Below are 10243 nucleotides of genomic sequence, written 5' to 3' on the forward strand. Positions count from 1 at the left end.
GTCGCGACGGGGAACGCGACCTCGTCGGAAGCGGGCATTGACTGCATCTGCCCGTGACGACGCTTCTACTTCCAGTTGAAGCCGTCGGTCAATAGTATCCTATGCTGCGAAGTCCCATGCGAGGGGCGGGTGTGATCGCTCCCGCTCCCTGCATCCTGGCACTATGCCATTCGGTGAGGGGCAACAGTGGCCGAGGCGTCGCGGGGCGGGCCAATGGGTCTGGCCGCGGTGGCGAAGGCGTCCAGGGCTTCTGTCCGGACGTGCAGATCCCGTCCGAGCTGAACAGACGACTGCACTGGCGGAGTTGGTGAAGGCGATGGGGGCGGTCGCGCGTTGCTCGCTCTCGATGGCGAGGCGAGGCAACGAGACCCGGCGAGCCATGCCAGGGTCGTTTCTACGACGGGCGATCCCTTGGAGTAAGGCCGCGTACTCGGTCCTCCCATCGATCATGGCTGCCGCCGGACCGCGGAGTTTTATTGAAGCCCTGTTCGCGGTCCTTGTCGGCGAGCGGCGCCTCCACCTGCCCGACGGAGGGTTCGAACGGTCCACCCCCGGGCCGTCAGTGCGTCGAGCGTGGCCGCCAGACCGCAGCTGTCGGCGCCGTCGGCCGTGGTGCGCGCGACAGGCCAGCGGTATCCACGACGCGGCGTCGCGCTCGCTCAGGCTCGCACAGTTCCCTCCCCGGGTTCGCTCCGGTCTTCGCGCCGCCACTCGGCGGTTAGGGCGCTGCCACGGGCGCGTTGCGCGAAAGATCGAGCAGATCGACGGCCAGGCGTCGCTCCAGCACCGCACGCTGCCGAATCAGCGAGGTTCCGGCCGCCTATCGCGCACCCGACCGCACCCGCTTCGCCCTGACGCTGCAGTCAATCTGGACCAAAGCCACGCTTCCGCCGCTTCCGGGCGCGCGTAACCTGGATCGTACCGGCCAGGGCCAACCCCGGCCGCTGCGTTCGGCCGGCTATCTCGGGCTTGACCGGGGCCAGCAGCAGGCTTGGCTCGACCGCTGCTTAGGAGGCGCCGGGCTCGGACGCGTCGCTGAACTTCCAACCTACCCCGCCGAGTACGCCCTCGGCAGAGGCGCCGCACCCGCCTGCACGACATCCCGGGGCAGCCGGGTCGCGGGCGGACCGACCCGGATCAGACCGCCTCGAGATAGAAGGCGGCTTGGTCACCCCGTCCCTCCGCGTTCAACGCAACGGAGCGGTCTCGCCAGCGGTCAATCTCCTCGGGCGTGAACAGCGGGGCACCCTGACCCCAGCGGTAGGAGCAGGGATCGAACAATGGGATGTCGCGCCGATACTGCTCACTGCCCCAGAACTGCAGGTCGTAGGAATCGTAGGCCACCTCGGCGATGCGAAACCCCGACCGTTCCGCCAGCCGCTCGAGGCTGGCCTTGGTATGCAGGAAGAGGTGCCGCGGCGCGTCGAGCTGCACCCAATCGACGCCGTAGGTCTCGCAGGCCTCCGAATCCGCGAGCGGAAGCCGCAGCAGGCAGAGTCCTCCTGGCGCGAGTCTTCCCCGCACGGCCCGCAATGTGGCGAGAGGGTCCGGCAGATGCTCGAACACGTGATGGAGCATGATCACGTCGTAGGGACCCGCCGCCGCTCCGATCTCCGCCCGACGTACTTCCAGCCCGTTCGCGTAGACAACGTCCTGCGGCAGGAAGGGATCGACACCTTCGACCGCATCCCAGCCAGCCAGCCGCAACTGGTAGAGCAGCCGCCCGGAGCCACAGCCGACATCGAGAATGCGCGGGCGTCGTGCGAGATCGAGGCGACGCAACGAGAGGAGCGGCCGTCGCATGTCGGCGTGGGATACCGCCAAGGCTTCCGCCTCGGGCAGCGTCAGGAGCGCGCGCACGCGCTCGCCGTAGGCTCCCCGCAGGGCGGGGTCGGCGAACTCGGCGTCGAGGTCTCCGAAGCTATAATAGCCTTCACCGTAATAGTCGGCGAGGTTCTCCGGCACCGTCTCGATCTGCAGGCACCCGCAGGCCGAGCACTCCCGGTAGGTGAAAGGGTCGCGGCGGCCGAACATCATCTCTCGGGCAGCGTGGCGAGTCTCTGCCGGCCCGTCGCAGACCCGGCAGCGGAAAACGCCTTCCAACAGGGTCCGGGCCGGGACGCTCGGGAAGTGCTGCCGGAACGGATGGATGATCGCGCCGCGCCCGGCAGCGCCTTCGGCCTCGATGATCTCGCGGGGGACGTCGGCCCCGACGGCGTTTAAAAGCCGGTCCGAGTCCGGCGCGCCTTTCGTCTGGGGGTCGGCCGCCCACCACGGTTTGAAAGGATGATCCTCGCGGATCGGGATTCCGAAGGCGCGCGCGAGGGTCGGGATTTTGTACTCAAGGAATCCGATCTCCGGATGGCCCGCCTCGACATAGCGATCGAGAAAGATCCGCGGCAGGCAGACCACGATGAACAGGCAGCACCATAGAGGGCCCTCGTAACCCTGCCGATCGCGCAGATAATTCTGGAAGGCGTTCCGGTCCACGACCCGTTCCGGGTTGCGGGGATTGAGCCAGCCCCACCAGTCGGCAACCTCCGCCGCCGGACGGAAGCCTGAGAACAGAGCCTCCCCGGTCCTAAGGGAGCCGAAGAGCTCAGCAAGTGGGCGCAGCACCAGCATGTCCCACTGCACCACGACGAGCGTATCCCAGACGAGCTGGCGCCCCCGGTCGCGGTGCCACGCGGCGATCAGCTGATCGCCGTGGCGGTGCTTCCAGACAGGATCGCGCTCCTCACCGTAGACATAGAGATCGTCGAGCAGGGTCCCGAGCTGCGCGGCGATCGCGGCCGCGTCGGAGAGCGATCCACCAAAGAGTCCGTAGATGGGTGTGTCCGGGTTCAGGGCTCTCAAGTGCCGGAGCCGCGCGGCGCAGATCTCCGGCTCATGATAGAACCAGAACAGGACGGCCAGCCGAGGCCCGTCAGTCTGCGGATCTTCCGCGCCATCGCCGCGATCGCCCCCGGTGACGTCCATGCTCGGCCTCAATCCAAACTCCCTGGCGCGACGCCCCTTGTCAGTCGCTCGGGATCCGTCCCAGGCTAAGACCCGATCGCCGCGGGCCGTGAACCGCGCGACAAGGACCGAACGACATGGATCTGAATGAGGTCATTGCCGGGCATGTCAAGGCGATGGTGCAGGACGGTACTCTCACCTCCGGGGCCGGCCTGAACCGTGCCCTGCGCCTGCTCGCGATCTGGCGCTCCAAACTGATCGAGCGGGAGATCATCGCCCGGCACGGCCTCACGGTCCAGAACGGTCCCTTCGCCGGCATGGTGTTCCGCCAGGAGGCCGCGGAGGGCTGTCTCGCGGCGAAGCTGCTCGGCTGCTACGAGGCCCCCCTTCACCCCTTCCTCACGGAGGTCTCCGGATCGGCGTTCGACGCGATCATCGATATCGGCGCGGCGGAGGGCTATTACGCGGTCGGGCTCGCGCGGCGCGCCACGGGGTGTCAGGTCTACGCGCATGACATCAATCCGGTGGCCCAGGCAGCCGTGCGCGAACTCGCTGCACTCAATGGCGTGGCCGAACGCGTCGCCGTCGGCGGCGAGTTCCGCGGCGAGGATTTCGCCCGGTTCCGCGGTCGCCGCACCCTCGTCGTGGTGGATATCGAGGGTGGCGAGGACGCGCTGCTGCGGCCCGACCTCTACCACGCCCTCAGAGACATGACGCTCCTCGTCGAGTGCCACGACGTGTTCAAGCCTGGCTTGTGCGAGGCGATCGCTGACCGCTTCCGCCCGAGCCACAGCGTCCGGCGCATCGACGAGACCCTGACGCCCCCTGCCCTACCCGACTGGTTCGGTCAGACGACGCATCTCGACCGCCTGCTCAGCATGTGGGAGTGGCGCTCCGGCGCGACACCCTGGCTCGTCATGCGGCCGCGCGCGGCCTCCTGAGTTCAGCACCCACTTCCGCGGGCGCGAGAGGCCGCAGAGGCATCCAGGCCGTCGACTTCGACACGGGGCAGACCTATAGAGGCGCCACAGCACGCGGCTCGTGCCGCGGGTCGGCGAGGCCGAAGATGACAGAAGATGAGATCAGGGCTGGCCGCGAGGCCATCGTCGCGGAACACGGTCCCTGGGGATCGGCCAACATCGCGCTCCCGTACGGCCTGTTCACGATCGACAACCAACCGCGTGGCGACAACCATCGCACGCTGAAGTTTCTGCAGATCGTGTCAGACATGCTCGATCGGCCGCTGCACAGCCTGCGCGTGATCGATCTTGCCTGCGGCGAGGGGCTCTACGCGATCGAGTTCGCCCGACACGGGGCGCAGGTTCTGGGCATCGAGGGCCGGGCAGCCAATTTCGCGAAGGCGGACTTCGCACGAGCCGCTCTCGAGCTCGATAATCTGCGCTTCGTGCAGGACGATGTCCGGGCGTTCTCGGCCGAGCGGTACGGCCAGTTCGACGTGGTGCTGTGCTCCGGCATCCTCTACCACCTCGATCAGCCCGCCTGCTTCCACTTCCTGAAGGCAATCCGTGCGGTCAGCACCGCGCTGTGCATCATCGATACACGGATCGCGATGCAGCCCGAGATCGCGGTTGCCTTCGAGGGTCGAACCTACTGGGGCAGCATCTACCGCGAGCATGCCGACACGGACTCGCCGGAAACGCGGCTCGCCAATCTCGGCGCATCACTCGATAATCCGACGAGCTTCTGGTTCACCCGCCTCAGCTTGGCGAACCTGCTCACAGATCTCGGCTTCACCTCCGTTTTTGACTGTCTCGCGCCTGTGCCGCTGAATACCCGAGCCGACCGCGTGACTCTTGTCGCCCGGCCCGGCCGAGGGCAGCGCCCGTTCAACGCTGTTGCGGCGCGGCTCGATGGCCTGCGCTGGCCGGACGGAGAACAGGAATGAAAGCTGCGCGCCCGGAACCGAGTCGCCAGAATTCGCATCCAGCTTTACGGGTCCGCACATTCGTGGCCGGGGACCGGCACTGGACCGACGCGGCAGCTCTCGTGCTGCTGAGTGAGGACCGCTGTACCTCTGGTCGCGAGATGCGAGTACCGAGGACAGGGCTATAGAGCACTCTGGCGAAGCTGCAAAATCAACTGTTCATCGCAGAAGACGGTCGGGTCAAAGCGTTCCGCTACAGCTCGATACAGGCAATAGCACACAGGATCGCTCATCGTGAAGACAAGTGAGAGATGGCTGCGGAGGCGCATCGGTTCCATCGGTCGGACCGTGACGGCCCCCCTGGAGTATCTCAAGCACGGGAAGCAGGTGCCTGGAAGCGAGCGGAACCGTGACTTGAGGCTTATCAGGAAGATTTTTGACGCGGATTGGTACCGAGCGACCTACGGCGACGTCGATAAAGATCCGGCCAACTACTATCTGCGCGAAGGCGCGCGGCAGGGACATACGCCGCACCCGCTGTTCGACCCTGAGTGGTATGCACGCGACAATGCGGACCTCGCGCAGAGTGGCCGCAATCCGTTCGCCCACTTCTTGGATACCGGTTACAAACAGGGACGAAACCCGCATCCTGTTTTCGATGTCACCTGGTATCTCGAGCGCTACGGAGACGTGCGCGCCGCGGGCGTCAACCCGCTCGTTCATTACATCCGCGACGGTTCGCGGGAGGGACGTTCACCGCACCCATTGTTCGACCCGCGATGGTACGGCCAGCACAATCCCCACGTACCGCCCGAGAAGCAGCTGCTGCATTACCTTTCGGGTGCGGGGCACATGCCACACCCGCTCTTTGACGATGCCTTTTACTTGAGAGCCGTCCCGGGTCTCGACGGCATCGGCATGCCGCCGCTCGTCCACTATCTCATCCGCGGCGCCGCTCAGGGCTTCGATCCCAACCCGATGTTCGATACGGACTGGTACGTCCACAATCACGAGACTTTGGGTGAGACAGGCGAGAATCCGCTCGCACACTACGTCCGCATCGGCGCCGAGGAAGGCCGTGATCCGCACCCGGATTTCGACCGCTCCTGGTACGGCTACCGCCACCCGGACGCGGCTCGCTCCGGCCAAGACCCCTTGGCTCATTACCTCACGGCCGGCGATGGAGAGCGCGCCACGATCCGGCCGCCCGACGATGGCGTGGCTGAATGCGCCGTTCTCGACATCCCCTACGAGATCCGCCGCGCCCCCGCCCAACTGCAGGACCGGGATGTCTGCGTGTTCGTGACGTACAGCGCGGATGGCTCGATCGGCGAACATACCCGGCACTACATCGCGGCTCTCCGCGAGAGCGGCTTCCTGGTCATCCTTACCGTGGCCACGCCGGGCCTCGCGAAGCCGCTGCCCACCTTCTGCGACGCGTGCGAAGGGCTCATCATCCGGCGCAACCACGGCTGGGACTTCGCGGCCTGGGCCACAGCCTTGTCGGTCCTGCCAGATCTCTGGCGCGCGCGTTGCCTGCTCCTCGCAAACGACAGCCTCTACGGCCCTACCGATCCGAAGCAGTTCAGCACGTTGGTGAACCGCGTGCGGGCCAGCGCTGCCGACGTTGTCGCGCTCACCGATAGCCATCAGGTACGCCACCACCTGATGAGCTACTTCATCGTCATCAAGAATGCAGGCCTCACCTCACCTTACTTGCGCCGGTTCTGGAACAGCGTGCGAAGCCTGCGTGACAAGCAGGCGGTGATCGATGCCTACGAAATCACACCGGCCGCTGCTCTCCAGGAAGCCGGCCTTACATACGAGATCCTGTTCCCAACGGCGATCCGTCCAGGTCGAGCCATCAATGCCACGCTGGAGGGCTGGCGCGAGCTGCTGACGCGCGGATTTCCTTTCGTCAAGGTCCAGGCGCTCCGCGATCGACTTGCCCAAACCGATGCGCGGGGCTGGCGCCAGAGTCTTGGGACCAACCCGGCACTTGTCGAGGCCATCGAAAATCATCTTGCCCACCACGGTGGTGAAGCACGTGCTCCGCTCGGCAGGCCTGTCCCGGCTCCGCGCCGCCAGTACCGGCGTACCGCAAGGTTGAAGACCTTCTACGGTGCGGTGGAGAGTACACGGCCCACCCGCAGCACGGACCTCGCGCTGGAGGTTCCGTTCCATCATGTCCCTGACCAGGCGGACTTGCCCGATCGAGTCGCCGTGATCGCCCACATCTTCTACCCTGAACTCTGCGACGAAATCCGCTCGCATCTGGGGCACATCCCGACCCAGGTCGATCTCTTCATCTCAACAGACACGGAAGCGAAGCGGCGGGAGATCGAGACGGCTTTCTCCGCGCACCAAGGCGCTCTCACGGTCAGGGTCTTCCCGAACATCGGCCGAGACGTTGCGCCGATGCTTGTCGGCTTCAAGGACGTCTTCGGAACTTACTCGATATTTCTCCATATTCATTCCAAGAGATCTCCCCACGATAGCCGTTTTGCACCGTGGCGCACCTATCTACTGGATACGTTGGTCGGCTCCCAGGAGATCGTGCGCTCAATTCTGAAGCTGCTGGGCCGACCGGATGTCGGCATCGTTTACCCTGAACATTTCGAGCCGGTTCGCAACCTCCTGAACTGGGGTGGCAACTATGATACGGCCAAGGCACTGCTCGCCAGAGCCGGCCTCATCGTCAGCAAGGAGTTGCTGCTCGAATTTCCGTCGAGTTCGTTTTATTGGGGACGGTGCGACGCGCTACGAGGTCTCCTGAACCTCGATCTCGATTGGACAGACTTTCCAGCCGAGTCGGGCCAGATCGACGGGACCCTTGCGCACGCCATCGAGCGGGCAATCCTGTTTTTCGCTGAAGGAGAGGGCTACAGGTGGGTCAAGATCGGCCGCGCAGATCGCGTGCCACCCGCGGCGCTGATACCTGTTCACAACGCCGATGATCTTGATCAGGACCTGTTGAGGGCGTGTCGCACACTACTGAACAACCGCTTGCCGACACTCGACAAGCGAAACCTGAATCCAGAGTTAATCAACACGCTCACGCGCCGGGACACAAAATCCCGCCCGCGACTGAACTTGTTGATACCCACACTCAGCCCGGAACTTCGGTTTGGGGGCATCAACACGGCGATCCGGATCTTTGAAGAGATAGCTGCTGAACTCGGCGGCGATGTCGATCTGCGCATACTTTGTACAACCCGTGCGCTTGATCTCGAGGCGGTTTGTACTCTTCCAGGCTGGATACTTGTGGCGCCGGGAGCCCACTCAGACTTTTCTCGCGTGCTCGTCGATCTGACACATCAGGAGAGTAGCGAACTAGATTTGCGGGCGAACGACGTCTTCATTGCCACTGCTTGGTGGACTGCAGTCACCGCGTACGACTTCCAAATGCGTCAAGTCGCCTATTACAAACACGCGCCCCGCGTGATTTACCTCGTACAAGATCATGAACCAGATTTTTACGGCTGGTCGAATCAGTACGGCCTCGCTCAGGCCACCTATGCCTTCGGCGATCGCATGATTGCGCTGATCAATTCTGAAGAACTTGCTTCTTTCATGACTACCCGCTACGTACTGCCAGACGCTTACGTCGTTCGTTTCCAGCTGAATCCCACAATCGAGAGCGCCCTATCCCAGAAACCACGCGAGCGCATCCTAATCATCTACGGACGTCCCGGAACGCCGAGAAACTGCTTTGCGACGATCTGCGATGCCATAGGACGTTGGCAGCAGAGTAATCCGACCGTCGCGGCGCAATGGCAGATCGTGTCCGCGGGAGAGGATTACCCACCCGACATCGCCGGATCGGTTCAAAATCTAAGCATCCTCGGCAAGGTGTCGCTGAACGCGTACGCTGACCTGCTCTCCCGCTCATCAGTCGGCATCTCTCTGATGATGTCGCCGCACCCAAGTTATCCGCCGTTGGAAATGGCCCAGGCCGGCATTCAAACTCTCACGAACATCTATCCCTTTAAGAATCTTTCAGAGCGCGCGTCGAATATTATTTCCATCGCAAATGTCACACCCTCGGATTTGGCCAGCGCACTGGATGAAGCGATCACGAAAGCCGACAAGAACGTCGGTAAAATCATACCATTTGAAACAATCAAGCAGCTCCCTTGCGACCTGCCTGACTACACATCGAGTGTCTTGGCACAGCGGATACGACAAGAAATGTCCGAAAAAGCCGGCGCCCTACCTGAGTAAGGAGTTAGGGCTTAGAAAAATCGTATTCATCATCGAAAGAGCTTCTCGTAGCTGTTCCCGGATCTTGAAGCGAGGACAACATCGTTTGGACTGAGCTTGGTGGATGAGGGAGCAGTTGAGCGTGGTGAAGGCGAGATATCGGTCGGCGCGGTACTCGTAGCGACTAGTGAGACGGCGGAAGCGGGCGAGCCAAGCAAGCGCCCGGTTCACGATCCGGCACGATGGCGATCCAGCCGCTCGCGGCTCTCGGTGCCGTACCGGTCAATCCGAGCCGTGAAGCCGCGCACGCGGCACTCGCTCCGACGACGACGTCGATCGTAGTCCTGGTCTGCGGGCAGCTTGTCGGGTCCGCGCCGCGGGCGACTGGGTCGGCCTATCCACAAGCCCGGACCGCGTCGAGCGTGGCGGCCAGCATGCGGCTGTCGTGGCAGTAGGATCCGCTCTGCCTCAGTCCGAGCGGCGTGCCCCTGGGCGTCCACGACGCGGGGGCGCCTCGTCCCCGGCTTGCCCGAGCCCGTAGGGTTCGGACCCGTCGCGGCGCCCCTTTCGGTGGGCGGGCTGGCGCTTTCGAGAGCAGCACGCGACCGATCCAGCGCATCGGCGTCCTGAAGCTGCTCTAGCATTGCCCGATGCGGCTCGGCCCGGACCGGGCCGCCTCCCAGGCAACCAGCCGCCGCCATCGCGTCTTGCCGCTGCAACCTATCGCCACCCGTGGCAGGTGCTTCCCCTGCACGCCCGTGGGCAGGACAGGATGATGCCGGCCAACGCCGCCCGATCAGAGGCCGGCGGGCGACCACTACGCGGCTCGTCAAGTTCAGGCGCCAGAAACGGCTCGACTATCGCCCACACGTCGGCGGGCACGAGAGCGTCCATGCCCTTCCAACTCGTCTAAACATCATTTGTCCGCCATTCTCAGAGGGTCAAGTTTGCGGCCCTGCGGAAGAGCAGGATGCCGCTTTGCTTCGGGGCAGGCCGCTGGCGGCCACGACGTGCTGGCAAGCTGAGGTTTCGGGAAAGCCTACACAGTCGCTGGCCAAGCACCGGAAGCCGGTCATCTAGTCAAAGGCGCGCTCGAGGACCCGTTGAGGTGACAACAGGACAGAGCCGCGCTTGACCTCGGGTGTCAATCGGCGTCCAAAAGGGACCCAGGATCGGCGTCCAAAAGGGACCCACCGG

General features: G+C 64.2%; 4 protein-coding genes and 1 pseudogene. 3 read left to right on the top strand and 2 right to left on the bottom strand.

All coding sequences use genetic code 11. From position 1 onward, the window contains the following. Positions 1-1137: 1137 nt before the first annotated feature. Positions 1138-2979, bottom strand: coding sequence for a class I SAM-dependent methyltransferase (locus tag AX737_RS03820; protein ID WP_066919131.1), 1842 nt, complete (start codon positions 2977-2979; stop codon positions 1138-1140). Positions 2980-3095: 116 nt separating this feature from the next. Between AX737_RS03820 and AX737_RS03825 the strand changes: the two genes are divergently transcribed. The 3 genes from AX737_RS03825 (at position 3096) to AX737_RS03835 (ending at position 9067) form a co-directional block, all read left to right on the top strand. Beyond that, the gene (locus AX737_RS03825; protein WP_066919133.1) at positions 3096-3899 is read left to right on the top strand and encodes a hypothetical protein; all 804 of its coding nucleotides are present in this window, start codon (positions 3096-3098) and stop codon (positions 3897-3899) included. Positions 3900-4024: 125 nt separating this feature from the next. Beyond that, a complete protein-coding gene (locus AX737_RS03830) occupies positions 4025-4864 on the top strand; it encodes a class I SAM-dependent methyltransferase (RefSeq protein ID WP_066919134.1) in 840 nt (279 codons plus the stop codon). A gap of 273 nt (positions 4865-5137) precedes the next feature. Next, complete coding sequence (locus AX737_RS03835; RefSeq protein WP_156453517.1) at positions 5138-9067, top strand: rhamnan synthesis F family protein; 3930 nt, start codon at positions 5138-5140, stop codon at positions 9065-9067. 72 nt (positions 9068-9139) lie between these two features. Here the strand turns inward: AX737_RS03835 and AX737_RS34075 are convergent. Then, a pseudogene (locus tag AX737_RS34075) lies at positions 9140-9940 on the bottom strand (IS5 family transposase); the annotation flags it as partial. Positions 9941-10243: the final 303 nt, after the last annotated feature.

The organism is Methylobacterium sp. CCH5-D2 (assembly GCF_001556475.1).
Taxonomy (GTDB): Bacteria; Pseudomonadota; Alphaproteobacteria; order Rhizobiales; family Beijerinckiaceae; genus Methylobacterium; species Methylobacterium hispanicum.